This window comes from Pseudomonas sp. GW460-12-10-14-TSB1, assembly GCF_017349775.1.
Taxonomy (GTDB): domain Bacteria; phylum Pseudomonadota; class Gammaproteobacteria; order Pseudomonadales; family Pseudomonadaceae; genus Aquipseudomonas; species Aquipseudomonas piscium.
Window position 1 is genome coordinate 14,912 of record NZ_JACNAC010000070.1, and the last position, 15,294, is coordinate 30,205.

The 15,294-nt window shown below is 62.1% G+C and carries 13 protein-coding genes; 12 read left to right on the plus strand and 1 reads right to left on the minus strand.

Annotated features, from left to right (window positions below):
* Positions 1 to 50: 50 nt before the first annotated feature.
* The 12 genes from J4D52_RS27335 to J4D52_RS27390 all read left to right on the plus strand — a co-directional run bounded on the left by J4D52_RS27335 (position 51) and on the right by J4D52_RS27390 (position 12,682).
* Positions 51 to 404 carry a hypothetical protein gene (locus J4D52_RS27335; protein WP_025809161.1) on the plus strand — a complete coding sequence of 118 codons (354 nt, stop codon included), beginning with the start codon at positions 51 to 53 and terminating at the stop codon, positions 402 to 404.
* Positions 405 to 515: 111 nt separating this feature from the next.
* Positions 516 to 1,226: a FadR/GntR family transcriptional regulator gene (locus J4D52_RS27340; protein ID WP_102677989.1), complete on the plus strand. Its 711-nt coding sequence runs from the start codon at positions 516 to 518 to the stop codon at positions 1,224 to 1,226.
* Positions 1,227 to 1,340: 114 nt separating this feature from the next.
* Positions 1,341 to 2,534 carry an L-2-hydroxyglutarate oxidase gene (lhgO, locus tag J4D52_RS27345; protein ID WP_102677990.1) on the plus strand — a complete coding sequence of 398 codons (1,194 nt, stop codon included), beginning with the start codon at positions 1,341 to 1,343 and terminating at the stop codon, positions 2,532 to 2,534.
* 63 nt (positions 2,535 to 2,597) lie between these two features.
* The gene (locus J4D52_RS27350; protein ID WP_102677991.1) at positions 2,598 to 3,938 is read left to right on the plus strand and encodes an MFS transporter; all 1,341 of its coding nucleotides are present in this window, start codon (positions 2,598 to 2,600) and stop codon (positions 3,936 to 3,938) included.
* 533 nt (positions 3,939 to 4,471) lie between these two features.
* Positions 4,472 to 5,164, plus strand: coding sequence for a formyl transferase (locus tag J4D52_RS27355; RefSeq protein WP_241192890.1), 693 nt, complete (start codon positions 4,472 to 4,474; stop codon positions 5,162 to 5,164).
* Positions 5,165 to 5,324: 160 nt separating this feature from the next.
* Complete coding sequence (locus J4D52_RS27360) at positions 5,325 to 6,284, plus strand: MoxR family ATPase (protein WP_102677993.1); 960 nt, start codon at positions 5,325 to 5,327, stop codon at positions 6,282 to 6,284.
* A gap of 5 nt (positions 6,285 to 6,289) precedes the next feature.
* Positions 6,290 to 7,234, plus strand: a complete 945-nt coding sequence (locus tag J4D52_RS27365; RefSeq protein ID WP_102677994.1) for a DUF58 domain-containing protein — start codon at positions 6,290 to 6,292, stop codon at positions 7,232 to 7,234.
* On the plus strand, positions 7,231 to 7,725 hold the full coding sequence (locus J4D52_RS27370; protein ID WP_102677995.1) for a DUF4381 domain-containing protein: 495 nt from the start codon (positions 7,231 to 7,233) through the stop codon (positions 7,723 to 7,725). The genes J4D52_RS27365 and J4D52_RS27370 overlap by 4 nt, the downstream gene beginning before the upstream one ends.
* Entirely contained in the window at positions 7,718 to 8,794 is a 1,077-nt protein-coding gene (locus J4D52_RS27375) for a VWA domain-containing protein (RefSeq protein ID WP_025809168.1), read from the plus strand. Before J4D52_RS27370 ends, J4D52_RS27375 begins: the two co-directional genes overlap by 8 nt.
* Positions 8,791 to 10,551, plus strand: coding sequence for a VWA domain-containing protein (locus J4D52_RS27380; RefSeq protein ID WP_102677996.1), 1,761 nt, complete (start codon positions 8,791 to 8,793; stop codon positions 10,549 to 10,551). Before J4D52_RS27375 ends, J4D52_RS27380 begins: the two co-directional genes overlap by 4 nt.
* On the plus strand, positions 10,548 to 12,197 hold the full coding sequence (locus J4D52_RS27385) for a BatD family protein (RefSeq protein ID WP_102677997.1): 1,650 nt from the start codon (positions 10,548 to 10,550) through the stop codon (positions 12,195 to 12,197). Before J4D52_RS27380 ends, J4D52_RS27385 begins: the two co-directional genes overlap by 4 nt.
* Positions 12,198 to 12,307: 110 nt before the next feature.
* Entirely contained in the window at positions 12,308 to 12,682 is a 375-nt protein-coding gene (locus J4D52_RS27390; RefSeq protein ID WP_102677998.1) for a hypothetical protein, read from the plus strand.
* Between the two features lie 380 nt (positions 12,683 to 13,062).
* Here J4D52_RS27390 and J4D52_RS27395 read toward each other — a convergent pair whose 3' ends face one another.
* The gene (locus J4D52_RS27395; protein ID WP_102677999.1) at positions 13,063 to 14,910 is read right to left on the minus strand and encodes a DUF6119 family protein; all 1,848 of its coding nucleotides are present in this window, start codon (positions 14,908 to 14,910) and stop codon (positions 13,063 to 13,065) included.
* Positions 14,911 to 15,294: the final 384 nt, after the last annotated feature.

A 15,294-nucleotide genomic window follows, 5' to 3' on the forward strand; every position in this document is an offset into this window, starting at 1 on the left:
CACTTTGTTCGCCCCGCTCCCCCGTCGGAGCCAGACCCAGGACTCGCCCCATGCAAATGACCACCGCCCACCTGATCGCCAACCCGTGCGACGACGAAGAAGACAACATGGCCATGCTCTGCTGCCACAGCAATCAGGGCGAGATGTTCTTGATGACCCGCTACCCGGACGAGGACGAACTGGAGATCACCCTGGACGGCGAACCCTCGACCCTCGACGGGGTGAAAGTCACCCTGAGCCCGACCCGCCTGCTGATCGAAATCGCCGCGACCGACGCCGACGCGCTCAATGGCAGCGACCATCTGGAGATTCGCCACAACACCGCGGCGGCGGACCTGGCGGAAGTCGAGCAAACCCTGCAGAACATCCTCAAGGGCACCGGCACCTATATCAGCGAGCTATAAGCTGCAAGCTGCAAGCTTGGGGCTTGGAGCTTGGAGCTTGCAGCTACTTTCTTGACAAGAAACCGGCGCCCCGGCATTGTCTGACAACCTGACTTACGAGCCACCTCCTCCATGCTTCAGCTCCAGCGCCCCGACACCCTGGTCGAACGAGTGGTCAACGCCATCCGCAAGGAAATCGATTCCGGTCGCCTGACCGCCGAATCGCGCCTGCCGACCGAACAGCAATTGACCGAGCAACTGAACGTCAGCCGCTCGGTGGTGCGCGAGGCCGTGGCGCAGCTCAAGGCCGACGGCATCCTGGTCAGCCGCCGCGGGCTGGGCTCGTTCATTTCGCAGAATCCCAGCGGCAGCGTGTTCCGTTTTCCCAGCCAGAAGGGACGCAAGCCCGACCTGGTGCAGATGTTCGAAATGCGCCTGTGGATCGAGACCCAGGCCGCCTCCATCGCCGCCCAGCGCCGCGACGACGCCGACCTGCAACGCATGCGCACTGCCCTGCAGGAAATGCACGACCAGCGCAGCGATCTGGCCGCGGCCGCCCTGGCCGACGTGGAATTCCACCGGGCCATCGCCGACGCCAGCAAGAACCACTACTTCGTCGCCTTCCATGATTTTCTCCGTGGCCAACTGGCCGAAGCGCGGCGCACCGCCTGGGAAAACTCGGCGGCCCATTCGGTCGGCGGCTCCGCCGATGCCGGCCGCGAACACCAGGCGCTGTACGAAGCCATCGCCGCCGGTGACCGGCAGCAGGCCGCTGCCTGTGCCGAAGCGCACCTGCGGGCCGCGGCCAAACGCTTGAAAATCGACCTGCCGAGTATCGATTGAATCCCTGAAACCCACTGTCTGGCGGACGCTGCCGTGCGGCGTCTTTTGTTTGCTTAGATTTGTCTGACAACCTGATGATCAGACTCAAACAAGAATAACCAAGGTGACATCTGCATGATCTACGACTACTGCATCATCGGCGGCGGCATCGTTGGCCTCGCCACCGCCATGGCGCTGCTCGAACGCCAGCCCGGCGCCTCGCTGCTGATTCTGGAAAAGGAAAACGTCCTGGCCCGGCACCAGACCGGCCACAACAGCGGCGTGATCCACGCCGGCATCTACTATGCCCCGGGCAGTCTCAAGGCCGACCTGTGCAAGCGCGGCGCCCAGGCGACCAAGGATTTCTGCACCCAGCACCAGATCAAGTTCGAGGTCTGCGGCAAGCTGTTGGTGGCCTCGACACCATTGGAAGTCGAGCGCATGCACGCCTTGTACGAGCGCTCGCAGCAGAACGGCCTGAAGGTCGAACAGCTGGACGCAAAAGAGCTGCAACGGCGCGAACCGAACATCATCGGCCTCGGCGGCCTGTTCCTCGATGCCACCGGCATCGTCGACTACAAGCAGGTGTGCGAAGCCATGGCCCGGGTCATCCAGAAGGCCGGCGGCGAAGTGCAGCTGCAAACCACAGTGCGCGCCATCGTCGAAACCGCCGACCAGGTCACCATCAGCAGCGACGACAAGGTCTGGAACGCCCGCCAGCTGGTGGCCTGCGCCGGCCTGCAATCGGATCGCCTGGCGGCCCTGGCCGGAGTCAGGATCGACCATCAGATCATCCCGTTCCGTGGCGAGTACTTCCGCCTGCCGGCGGCGAAGAACAACATCGTCAATCACCTGATCTACCCGATTCCCGACCCGGAGCTGCCGTTTCTCGGCGTGCACCTGACCCGGATGATCGACGGCAGCGTCACCGTCGGGCCCAACGCCGTACTCGGCCTGGGCCGGGAGAACTATCGCAAGTTCTCCGTCAACTGGCGCGACGTGGCCGAGTACGCAGCCTTCCCCGGCTTCTGGAAAACCATTTGGAACAATCTCGGCTCCGGCACCACGGAGATGAAGAACTCGCTGTTCAAGCGCGGCTACCTGGAACAGTGCCGCAAATACTGCCCGTCCCTGGAAGTCGACGACCTGCTGCCTTATGAGGCAGGGATTCGCGCCCAGGCGGTGATGCGCGACGGCACTCTGGTGCACGACTTCCTGTTCGCCGAAACCCCGCGCATGGTCCACGTCTGCAACGCCCCCTCGCCGGCCGCGACCTCGGCCATCCCTATCGGCCAGATGATTGCCGAGAGAATCCGCAAAGCCCGTTGATCCCCGCTGCACGGGTGCCTGGCGCCCGCTTGAAAATAACTACAAACAACAAGGAATCCTCAGATGTCAGTACATGAGGCGGCCCCGGCCGCATGCGAAACGCCGCAACAAAAACAGAAACGCCTGCGCAAGGTGGCGGCGGCGACCATCTTCGGTTCGATGCTGGAGTGGTACGACTTCTATCTGTACGCCACCATGGCGGCCATCGTCTTCTCGAAAATCTTCTTCGACCCCAGCAATCCGAAAGTCGCCTCGCTGCTGGCGTTCTCCACCTTTGCCATAGGTTTTATCGCCCGGCCCTTCGGCGGCATCCTGTTCGGCTACCTGGGCGACAGGTTCGGGCGCAAGCAGGTATTGGTGATCACCTTCTGCATGATGGGCGTATGCACCACCCTGATCGGCCTGATTCCCAGCTATGCCTCGATCGGCATCTGGGCGCCGATCATCCTGGTGCTGGTGCGGATCATCCAGGGCCTCGGTGCTGGTGCCGAGCTGTCCGGCGCGGCGGTGACCTCCTATGAGCACGCCAGCGAAGGCAAGCGCGGCAGCCAGGGTGCCTGGCCGGCGCTGGGCCTGAACCTGGGCCTGCTGCTGTCGTCGCTGACCGTCTACCTGCTGACCATGAACGGCAACGAGTTCCTGCTCTCCGGCGGCTGGCGCATTCCGTTCGTTTGCAGCATCGCCCTGGTCGGTGTCGGCCTGTGGGTGCGTCGCAGCATTCCGGAAACCCCGCAGTTCGAGAAGCTGGACAAGGAACAAGACAAGCACAGCGCCAAAGTCCAGGCCTCGCCCCTCAAGCTGCTGTTCAAGAACGACCTCAAGGGCCTGGCCGTGGTGCTGTTCGTGGCCATCGGCTACAACGCCCTGAGCTACATCTTCAAGACCTTCTCCCTGGCCTACTTGACCCAGTACAAAGGCGTCGAGGCCCATGTCACCTCGCTGTCGGTGACCATCGCCAGCCTGGTGGCGATCGTCACCGTGCCCTGCTTCGGCTGGCTCTGCGACAAGTGGAGCAGCAAGAAGGTGCTGATGCTCGGCGGGCTGTGCTCGGTGCTGTTCGCCTATCCCTTCCTGAGCCTGCTCAATACCGGCGAGCCGCTGATGATCTACCTGGCCATCGCCATCGGCACCGGGGTATTGGCGCCGATGATGTTCGCCCCCCAAGGCTCGTTCCTCAGCCGCCAGTTCCCGACCCAGACCCGCTCCTCCGGCTTCGGTACCGGCCGGGAAATCGGCACCGCCATCGCCGGCGGCCTGGCGCCCCTCGGCGGGCTGGCCCTGGTGGCCAACTCGGCCACTCACTCGACCGATGGCGTGGCGCTGATCCTGGCGGTCTCGGCGGTGATGGTGGTGGTCTTCGCCCTGTGCGACCAGGGCCGCAAGCACTCCAGCTTCAAGAACTGAGCACCCACCACTGGCGCGCCGTGCTGGCGGCGCGTCAGGCACCCGCTGCCATCCCCTTGCGCCGATCCTCACAACAGGTCCCGGCGTTGCGGACCATTACCGGTTATTTGCGCAATTGCACGTCACTTGCCCCCCCGTTTGCATTCGTTCTGACCACCGATTGCATCGGACTCACCAGCACGCTTTGTAACCATGATCGGCAGAGAACGGCCAGGAGCTGCTGGGGGACGTAGCAATGACGAAAGAGCAACTATGCTAGGCCTGATGCCGGAATTGATCGAGCAGATCGGGCCTTGCGTCCATACGTCGCGGAAAAACAATGGGAATGGGGTCGATCCGCTTGTGTTGGATCGGCCGTTGCTGCCTCTCAAGGCAGGTCTGACAGAGGAGGTCTGAAGTTGCGAATCGCTTTTCTGGTGAACCGGGACGTGGAGAGCAATCTCGCTCTCAATTTCCTGTTGCCCGAGATTCACGAGAGCACAGTGGGAATATTCCTCTCGGAGAGAGTGGGATCGGGCAGGAAGGTGCCACGCATGCTCGGACAACTGGCCTTGATCGAGCAGGACCTCTTCAATGCCTTGACCCCTGGGTCAATCGGATCGAGCGACCCGGTCAGCAGCGGGCATCGATTCGGTTTTGCAGAACTGCAGCAACGCTTTGGGGTTCCTGTGCGGGTATTGCCCAGCTTGAGGGATCCTGCGGGCCTGCAAATGCTCCAGGATGCGGGAGCGGATCTGTTCATCTCCATCCGCTTTGGTCAAATCCTGAAGAGTGAAGCCTTGGCCATTGCGCCACGCGGCGCCCTCAATCTTCACTCTGGCCTCTTGCCTCAATATCGAGGTGTTCTCGCGACCTTCCGGGCGCTGCTGAACGGGGACCCGGAGATCGGTTGTACTCTCCATTGGATCGACAGTCCCGGCATCGATGTGGGTCGCATCATTGAAACTGCGCGTGTGGCAGTCGAAAAGGAGCGCTCCTTGCTGTGGCACATCCTTTCACTTTATCAACCAGGCGCGCGTCTCATCATGAACGCAATCAGGCGCTTGGAGCGCGGTGAGCCCATGACGGGGACGTCTCAAGATCCATCTGCCGGGGCCTACTACTCCTTTCCCGGCGAGGATGAGCTGATGCGGTTCACGACACTGGGGTGGCGGCTCTTCGATCGCGAGGACGTCTGGGATCTTTTCGAATCGTACGGATTTCCGTTGCGGATAAGCGCTCCTTGAGCGCTGAACGGCGGCAAGGCTTACTGAGGCCAATTACCCACTATTTACAGAAATTTGCCAGCTGCCGTTAGTCGCCAGGGGCCCGGATAGATTAAAGTAACGCCCCCAGCCCTGGCGTTATTCGAACGCCCTCGGTCACCCTCTGCAGGAACAGTCATCGATGGAACATCGTGAAGCGCTACTCGCGCTGCGAACCTTTCTTTCAACGCAGATTCTCGGCCAGGAAAAACTCATCGAGCGCTTGCTCATCGCCCTGCTCGCCGACGGCCACATGCTGGTCGAGGGCGCCCCGGGCCTGGCCAAGACCAAGGCCATCAAAGAGTTGGCGGAAGGCATCGAAGCACAGTTCCATCGCATCCAGTTCACCCCCGACCTGTTGCCGGCCGACATCACCGGCACCGAAATCTATCGCCCGGAAACCGGCAGCTTCGTGTTCCAGCAAGGGCCGATCTTCCACAACCTGGTGCTGGCCGACGAAATCAACCGCGCCCCGGCCAAGGTCCAGTCGGCCTTGCTCGAAGCCATGGGCGAGCGCCAGGTCAGCGTCGGTCGCAGCACCTATGAGCTGTCGCCACTGTTCCTGGTGATGGCCACGCAGAACCCGATCGAGCAGGAAGGCACCTACCCGCTGCCCGAAGCCCAGCTCGACCGTTTCCTGATGCACGTGAAAATCGGTTTCCCCGATGCCATCGTCGAACGGCGCATCCTGCAACAGGCCCGTGGCGAAGCACTGAACGGCGAAACCAAGCCCGAGCGCCGTATCAGCCAGCAGGCGATCTTCGCCGCGCGCAAGGAAATCCTCGGCCTGTACATGGCCGACGCCGTGGAGGAATACCTGGTGCAACTGGTGATGGCCACCCGCACCCCGGCCAAGTTCGACCCGGAGATGGCCGAGTGGATCGCCTATGGCGCCAGCCCACGGGGCTCCATTGCCCTCGACCGCTGCGCCCGGGCCCACGCCTGGCTGGCCGGGCGCGACTTCGTCAGCCCCGAGGACATCCAGGCCGTGCTGTTCGACGTGTTGCGCCACCGCATCATTCTGTCCTTCGAAGCAGAAGCCGCCGGCATCGATCAGGACCGGGTGGTCCAGCGGATTCTCGACGTCGTAGCCGTCGCTTGACCCCGATGAACGCCAGCACAGTCGATGCCCCGGGCATCCGCGTCAGCCTCGCCGAGCTGATCGAGATGCGCCATCGCGTGCGCGAAGTGCAGCTGTTTTCCACGCCGAGCCAGCGCAGCCCACTGGTCGGCCTGCACCACTCCAAGCTGCGCGGCCGTGGCGTCGACTTCGATCAGGTGCGGGTCTATCAGGCCGGCGACGACGTGCGCAGCATCGACTGGCGCGTCACCGCACGCACCCAGGAACCCCACACCAAACTGTTCCACGAAGAACGCGAACGGCCGATCTTCATCATGGTCGAGCAGAGCCGGCGGCTGTTCTTCGGCTCCGGGCTGATGTTCAAGTCGGTGCTCGCCGCCCAGGCCGCGAGCCTGATCGGCTGGGCCGCCCTGGGCCACAACGACCGGGTCGGCGGCCTGGTATTCGGCGACGACGACCACTACGAGATCAAGCCGCGGCGCAGCAAACAGAGCCTGCTGCAACTGCTCAACCGCCTGGTGCGGGTCAACCAGTCGCTGCACAGCGAAACCGAACCGGAGCGCGACGCCCTCGGCACCGCCCTGCGCCGTGGCCGCGAAGTGCTGCGCCCGGGCAGCCTGGTGATCGTGATCTGCGACGAGCGCGCCCTGAGCGACGCCGCCGAGCAGCAACTGAGCCTGCTGTCGCGGCATTGCGACCTGCTGCTGATGCCGCTGTCCGACCCGCTGGACCACGCCCTGCCCGCCGCCGGCCTGCTGCGCTTCGCCGAACGCGGCGCGCAGTTGGAGTTGGACACCCTCAACTACGAACTGCGCCAGGCCTATCGGGCGCAGAGCGAAGCGCGCATCGCCCGCTGGGAACTGCTGGCGCAGAAGCTGCGGGTGCTGCTGATGCCCCTGAGCACCCAGAGCGAAATGGTCGAGCAACTGCGCGAGTACCTGAACCCGCAACGCCCGGGGAAAACCCGATGAGCAGCCTCGACCAACTGCAACCCTTGATCGCCCCGCCCGCCATCGACCTGTGGCCGCCGGCACCGGGCTGGTGGCTGTTGCTGGTGTTGTTGCCGCTGCTCGGTTTCGGCCTGTGGCAACTCAAGCGCTTCTGGCCGCGCCAACGCGCCCTGCCCCGCGCCGAACAACCGCTGGACCCGGTACGCCTGGCCGCCCTCGCCGAACTGGCGCTGCTGCCCAAGCCCTACGACGGCGCGCCCGCCGGCGCCTGGTTGCAACAGCTCAACGGCCTGCTCAAGCGCCTGTGCCGCAACCATTACCCCTACAGCCAGAGCCACACCCTCAACGGTCGCAAGTGGCTGGCGTTCCTCGACAACCGCTGCCCGGCGGCCGGCCTCACGCGCTGGATGGTCCTGGTGGAAGGCGCCTACAAGCCCGAGTGCAAGCTTGACGACAAGGCCATCGCCGGGCTGACCCAGGCGGTGGAAATCTGGATTCGCAAACATGTTTGAGTTCGCCTGGCCGTGGATCTTCGCCCTGCTGCCGCTGCCCTGGCTGCTGCGGGTGCTGCTGCCGGTGGCCGACAGCGGCGAACCGGCACTCAAGGTCAGCTTCCTCAGCGACCTGGAAGGCCTGGCCAAGCGCCGCGCCCGGGCCAACCTGCCGACCTGGCGCCAGCAGGCGCCCTTCATTCTGCTGTGGCTGTTGCTGCTGGTGGCCGCCGCCCGCCCGCAATGGCTGGGCGAACCGCTGCCCGTGGCCGCCAGCGGCCGCGACCTGCTGGTGGCGGTGGACGTCTCCGGCTCCATGGACTTCCCCGACATGCAGTGGCAGGACGAAGACGTCAGCCGCCTGAACCTGGTCCAGCACCTGCTCGGTGACTTCCTGGAACGCCGCGAAGGCGACCGCGTCGGCCTGATCCTGTTCGGCAGCAAGGCTTATCTGCAAGCGCCGCTGACCTTCGACCGGCACACCGTGCGCGTGTGGCTGGACGAAGCGAAGATCGGCATCGCCGGCAAGAACACCGCCATCGGCGACGCCATCGGCCTGGCGCTCAAGCGCCTGCGCCAGCGGCCGGCGCAGAGCCGGGTGCTGATCCTGGTCACCGATGGCGCCAACAACGGCGGCGAAATCGACCCGCTGACCGCCGCCCGCCTGGCCGCCGAAGAAGGCGTGAAGATCTACCCGATCGGTATCGGCGCCGACCCGGAGCAAAGCGCCACCCTGGGTTTCCTCGGCCTCAACCCGAGCCTGGACCTGGACGAGCCGGCCCTCAAGGCCATCGCCGAAGCTACTGGTGGGCGCTACTTCCGCGCCCGCGACGGCCAGGAACTGCAAGCGATCAAGGACACCCTCGACCAACTGGAACCCGTGACCCAGCAACCGACCCAGGCTCGTTCGGCGCAGGCGCTGTACAGCTGGCCGCTGGCCGGGGCGCTGCTGCTGAGCATGCTGCTGGTGGTGCGCGAACGCTGGCCGGACCATCCGCTGCACCGTTTCTTCACCCGCGAGCGCTTTCTGCAGCCCTTGCCCCACTGGCGCGAACGGCTGAAACGCCTGCGTCTGCGGAGGCGTCGATGAGCGCGCCGTTCTGGGCCGAACTCTGGCCCCACTGGTTCCGTCCCTGGTGGCTGCTGCTGTTGCCGCTGCTCGGCTGGCTGCTGTGGCAGTTGTGGCACCGACAGAAACGCGCCGGGCGCTGGCAGATGATCCTGCCGCCGGCCTTTCACGCTGCCCTGCTCAGCGGCGGCAGTGGTCGCGAAAGCAAGCTGCCGTGGGTCGCCCTCGGCCTGGCCTGGATCCTCGCCGTGCTGGCCCTGCTCGGCCCCGGCTGGCAACGGGTGGAACAGACCAGCCAGAAACCGGCCGACCCGCTGGTGGTGCTGCTGGAGCTGACCCCGGAAATGCTCGCCGGCGACGTACCGCCCAATCGCCTGGAACAGGCCCGGCGCAAGCTGCTGGACCTGTTGCAGGTGCGCAGCGATGCGCAGACGGCGATCGTGGTCTATGCCGGCAGCGCCCACACCCTGGTGCCGCTGTCGGATGACCTGGCCACCAGCCGCAACCTGCTGGAAGCCCTCAAGCCATCGATCATGCCCCAGCCCGGGCATCGCGCCGACCTGGCGTTGCACAAGGCCTTGAAGCTGCTGGACCAGGGCGCGCTGGGCCAGGGCCGGATCCTGCTGATCGGCTCGTCCCTCAGCGAACAGGAACGTCAGGGCATCCGCCAGGCCCTCGGCGGCCAGGCGCCACAACTGTTGATGCTGGGGGTCGGCAGCCGCCAGGGCTCGCCGGTGGCCCAGGAAGACGGCAGTTTTCTCAAGGACGAACAGGGGGCGATTCTGATGTCGCGCCTCGACAGCCCGAGCCTGAAGCGCTTCATCGGCGAAGTCGGCGGCCGCTATCGCCCGGCGCGCCTGGACGATAACGACCTGCGCGGCCTGGGCCTGCTCAGCGGTCCGCAGAACCTGCGCAGCGACGGCCAGACCCTGCGCCTGGACACCTGGGCCGACCAGGGTTACTGGCTGCTCCTGCCGCTGTTGCTGCTGGCCGCCTGTGCCGGGCGCCGCGGCTGGCTGTTCTGCCTGCCGTTGTTGCTGTTCGCCGTGCCGCAGCCCAGCTACGCCTTCGAGCTCAACGACCTGTGGCTGCGCCCCGACCAGCAAGGCCAGCGCCTGCTGGAGCAGAAGCGGCCCGGCGAAGCGGCGCAGCATTTCGAGGACCCGCAGTGGCAAGGGGTGGCGCTGTACGAGGCCGGCAACTATGCCGCTGCCGCTCAGCGCTTCGCCGAAGGCAACGACGCCCGCGCCCACTACAATCGTGGCAACGCCCTGGCCAAGAGCGGCGAGCTGGAAGCCGCGCTGGATGCCTACGAACAGGCCCTGGAGCTGCAACCGGAGCTTTCGGCCGCGCAAAAGAACAAGGCCCTGGTCGAACGCCTGCTGCAGGAAACCGAGCCCGCGCCAGCGGAAGAACCGGCCAAGGGCGAAAGCGAGGACAACGACGAAACCCGCCAGCCGCCACAAGCCGGCGCGGCGACCCAGGCACCGGTCACCCCGGGCCAGCAGCCCCCGGAGAACAGCCACCCCAGCACCGCCGACGAGTCGACGGACGACGAGGTCGCCACCCCGGGCAACGATGCGATTCCCGGCAGCGAACTGGGCGACGAACAGACCACCACGCCGCCGCTGCGCGATGCCCAGGACAATTTCGACGGCGAACACCGGCAGGCATTGGAACAATGGCTGCGGCAGATTCCGGACGATCCGGGCGAACTGCTGCGCCGCAAGTTCTGGTACGAACAGCAACAACATCAGGATCAGGGAAAAATTCGATGACCCGCTTCACCACCCTCTTACTCACGCTTGTGCTGACGCTCGGCGCCTTTGCTGCCCGGGCCGAGGGGCTGGTCGCCAGTGTCGACCGCAGCCGCGTGAACTCCGGGGAAACCGTCGAGCTGACCCTGGAATCAAACAATGTCACGCTGTTCGGCAAACCCGACCTGACGCCGCTGCAACCACAGTTCGAGGTCCAGGGCACGCGCCAGGTCAACCAGTTGACCAGCCTCAATGGCGACAACCGCGCCATCACCCGCTGGATCATCACCCTGCTGCCCAAGACCACCGGCACCGTGGTGATCCCGCCCCTGCAACTGGGCGACGTACAGAGTCAGCCGATCACCCTGCAGGTGCTGCAAAGCGCAAGCCGCAGCGACAGCGCCCCGCTGGAACCGGTGTTCATCGACGCCAGCCTCGACCAGGACAGCGTCTATGTGCAGGCCCAGGCGGTGCTGACCCTGCACATCTATCACTCGGTGTCGCTGTACGACGACAGCAGCCTGACGCCGTTGCAGATCGACGACGCCCGGGTCGAACAGCTCGGCGAGTCGCGCACCTATGAGAAAGTCATCAACGGCGTGCGCCACGGCGTGATCGAGATCCGCTACGCGATCTTCCCCCAGCACAGCGGCGTGCTGAACATTCCGGAACTGACCTTCAGCGCCACCCTGGCCGACACCGCAGGCAGCCAGGACCCGGCGCCCCAAGGCCTGAAGCCGGGCAAGCTGATGCACGTGAGTTCGGCGCAGATGCCGCTGACGGTCAAGGCCAAGCCGGTCGAATACCCGGCCGACGCGCCCTGGCTGCCGGCCCGCAGCCTGAGCCTGAGCGAAAGCTGGAACCCCGAGCCGGAGCACAGCCAGGTCGGCGACTCGCTGACCCGCAGCCTGACCCTCAAGGCCGAAGGCCTGTCCAGCTCGCAGCTGCCGCCCTTGCCGGTGACCGAGGCCAACGGCCTACGCAGCTACCCGGACCAACCGCAACTGAGCAATCAGATCAGCGACCGCGGGCTGATCGGCAGCCGCGAAGACAGCCAGGCCCTGGTGCCGAATCGCAGCGGCAGCATCGACCTGCCGACGGTGGAAGTGGTCTGGTGGAACACCCATGAGGACCACCTGGAGCGCAGCAGCCTGCCGGCGCGCACCCTGCAAGTGGCGAACAACCCGAGCCTGGTGGTGGACACCCCGGCTGGCGCGGCAACGGCTGGCGCCGGTGGCGACAGCGGCACCCTGTGGGCCTGGAAACTCAGCACCCTGCTCCTCGCCTGCACCACCCTGCTCGGCTTCGGCCTCTGGTGGCGCGCGCGCTGGCAACCGGCAATCCTGCGCGCCGCGCAGACCGGCCCCAGCCCGCGCACCCTGCTCGACGACCTCAAGCGCGCCTGCCTGGCCAACGACCCACAAGCCACCCGCCAGGCCCTCGACGCCTGGGCCCGCCAGCAACCGGAAACCCTGGCAGACATGGCCGCCCGCTTCGTGCCCCTGTCCGACGCCCTGGACGGCCTCAACGGCGCGCTCTACAGCGAAACCGGCCACTACTGGCAAGGCGAAGAACTGTGGCGCGCAATCCGCGCCATCCCCATCTCCGAACAGGTGCAGACCCCGCTGGCCGACACCAGCAGTTTGCCGCCGCTGTACCCGAAATAACCCCGCGAACCCTGGAGCCGGCCAGGGCCACTTTAGGACATTTCCTATTCCTCAATGCGTAACAAGAGTGTGTTAATCCCTGCCCTCTCCCCCTTGAGGCAGGGCCTGCGTTGATCCCCACCTACAACCACCGTTTTCTGCTGGTCACCCATCTGCGCGGCACATCGCTCCCACCCGCTCAACTGTGTGACCGCCTGAACGCAATTCTCGACCAGCAACTGGGCGGTCGTTGTCAGCTGCTGTTCTGCGATGCCGGGCAGACCGAACTGGGCTGGCTTATCCAGTCGCCCCAGCCTTACCCCATGCTCACTACCAGCCTGTCACGGCTGGCCCATCCCGACTGCCCCGAGCTACGTGCCGCCGGACTGTGCCTGGAACACTTCGAACTCTTCGAGCAATACGAAACACACGGATTGGCTTCCGCGTGGCAGTGGTGCCGGGACTTTGTTGGCAGGATGCGATTGCGGCTGTTGATGCGGGTATGAATGTGCTTGCCCGTTAACGGGCAAGCCTGACGATGGACGCTGCAGATTTTGTTGACGGTCCGCTTTCGGCCAGTAGCGGACATAAGAGTGCTAGCTGCCACTGCGTACACAAGCCATGACTTGAATGTGCGCACGAGCGCACGCCCCCCCCTGGCCCAGCGGTGATCTGGGGTTTTCCATCCGAAGAGCCGAATCTGGTGTGCTTTGCTACCTACTGAGTTAGCTTGAACGAACAGGTGAATAAACGCAGAGGTCATTGATCTCCTTGCTGGTTACCTGCTACTCATACTCTGTATACCAAACAAGTCGAACATCGCCTTTGAGCACCTTAAACCGAGGCTCACAAATCAATCCTACAGAATCAATGCCCACGACGTTGTTCATTTAGCTAGGCGCTGGGGTGATTCCGCTTGACTTCGCTCCACTTTTAATTCTGATTGATGGTTTTTTAGTACTATTTCCTGCTGTACTTTTTTGACTTTAGCTTTACCAGCAGCCGTGGCTTTCTTTTCGAGCTTCTTTGTTGCTACCTTCTGAGCAACCTTTATACGGTATGCTGCAGATTCAGGGATGTGGAGGAGTTTAATTCCGTATCCGTATGAAGTTATAGTCTTTCCGCAATTTTGAAGCGTTACTTTGCTAAAGAATGGGATATCTAGACTAGAGGAGTTCTCGCCATCAATTATTGCATATACGATATCATTTCCTTTGGCCTCAAATCTCTCTGATAGCGCAGGAAAGCCTTGTTTTGCTAGCTGTTCATTTACATCCTTAACGAACTCAGCTTCACGAACTAAAAGCGTAGAAGCAACTAAGCCTTGAGCAAACAAGTGGCTAAGATTAGAAGATCCTCGCCCTCTTTTTACGTGGATAAATTCCCCTCTCTCACCAATGCCTTGCTTCTTATAAATGTCACAAACCTCGATCTTGTCATAGCTACCGCCAAATCTAATTAGCTGCCGATCAAGCATCGCATGAGTGGAAGACGCCTGAGCACACACATACTCATTGTATTCTCCTTCACCGGAGTGATCGTACTCCACAAAAGGAGCAGCAAAGCTCTTCTTGTCAAGATCAGAGTAGTACCTTTCAACAGATGCTTGGAAAGAGTCTTCTACCCTAAACCAGCTTCCGGCATGCAAGATAAACAACTTCGCATTGTGCTTTATCTCAGCATAAATGCACTTGAAGGCACTAAATCTCGCCGGCACCCGCCCATCAGTGTGAATCATAAAGATATCACGACGTTTAACAGTATCTAGCGTCGCATCACGTCGAAAAGTGTCAAGAAATTTTTCAAGATACAGAACCTCCTGTATATCCGTGCCCTCGGCTTCTGCCCGATAGGAAAATCCAGCTACGTTACTCCAGTCGACAATGTCTGGGATGGCAAGCCACATATTATGCTTTTCGGAAGATCTCAGTGCGCCCCAAAGCAGCGCCTCTAACTCTTCAATAACATCTTTGTCTTTCACAGGAAGTAAATTTTCGACCCAAGAGAACTCACTATTATGGCCATCGACATTTCGGGTCAAATAGTCCTTAGAAGCAGACCGATCTAGCACTGCCGTAAAAAATTTATTTAGCCCTGCTAGTTCCGCAGGAACTGAAGCCTTAAATGAGTCAATTCCTGCGATTAATGGCCCAAGAACATCAGAGTATTCAGGCTTTGTAAAGCCTACCAACCCCCTCAGCAGATCCTGTTCAGCATTAATCATGTAATCAGAGACTGAGGATGCCTTTATAGTTTGCGTCCGGCTTATTCTTGGGGATGCATCAAAAGTCTGTCGATCAATTGAGGCAATTCTGTCTGGCGAAACGCTGTTCAGAACAACCCTTATGCCAAATCTATCTTCTATCAATCGCGGCTCAATCATGTGTCGTCCATGCCCAAAGGCGACCGCGAACTGTCTTGAATTGTGAGTCACTACGAGAAGAGCGGACACGCTTTTATTTGTCCAGCTCTTAGTCTTTACGCTCTCATTCAACCCTTGGGCGATGAATTCAAGCCAATCAGGTGTAGTTTCAAGTATCGGCTTCCGAATAAAGAGAGTGCCGTAAATCCCTTCGGGGCCGAGGAGGTGCTTTTCCGTCTGGATTTTCTGGGGTTTACCGCCTGATCCTATTGGGCTAGCAATTACGTCTTTATCGTCCCATAGAATTCCATTGTTTTCTTTTAGCAAATAGACGTTTAGCGGTATCTTTTTCCCGTTCCCTTTTATGCTCATCGCTGCTCCTAAGCGCAGCGATAGTCGCTGCTTGGCTAACACATTCTAAAAGTAGCCTATTGCCATCCATTGCAGAGTAGCCTGGGCCTCTGCCGTTTGCTAATGAGTCCAAAAGCCGAACAGGATCTGCTAGCAAGGAAGTCCTATTGCATACTGCAGACACAATCTCCGCATGCGCCCAGCCTCATTGCCGTGCACGCTCGACTGCAGTGGCAAATAAAATATTTTCGCGATGGCAACCTCCGCGCAGGAGGCTCGTAGTGACATGCTTGTTTCCAAGCAGTGCTGAAAAATCAGCATATCTGATGGCGTAGGTCAGGACGCCTGGATAGCATCGATGAGTGTCTCTCCTGCGGACTAGTGGCCTTTCGACCATTGTCCGCT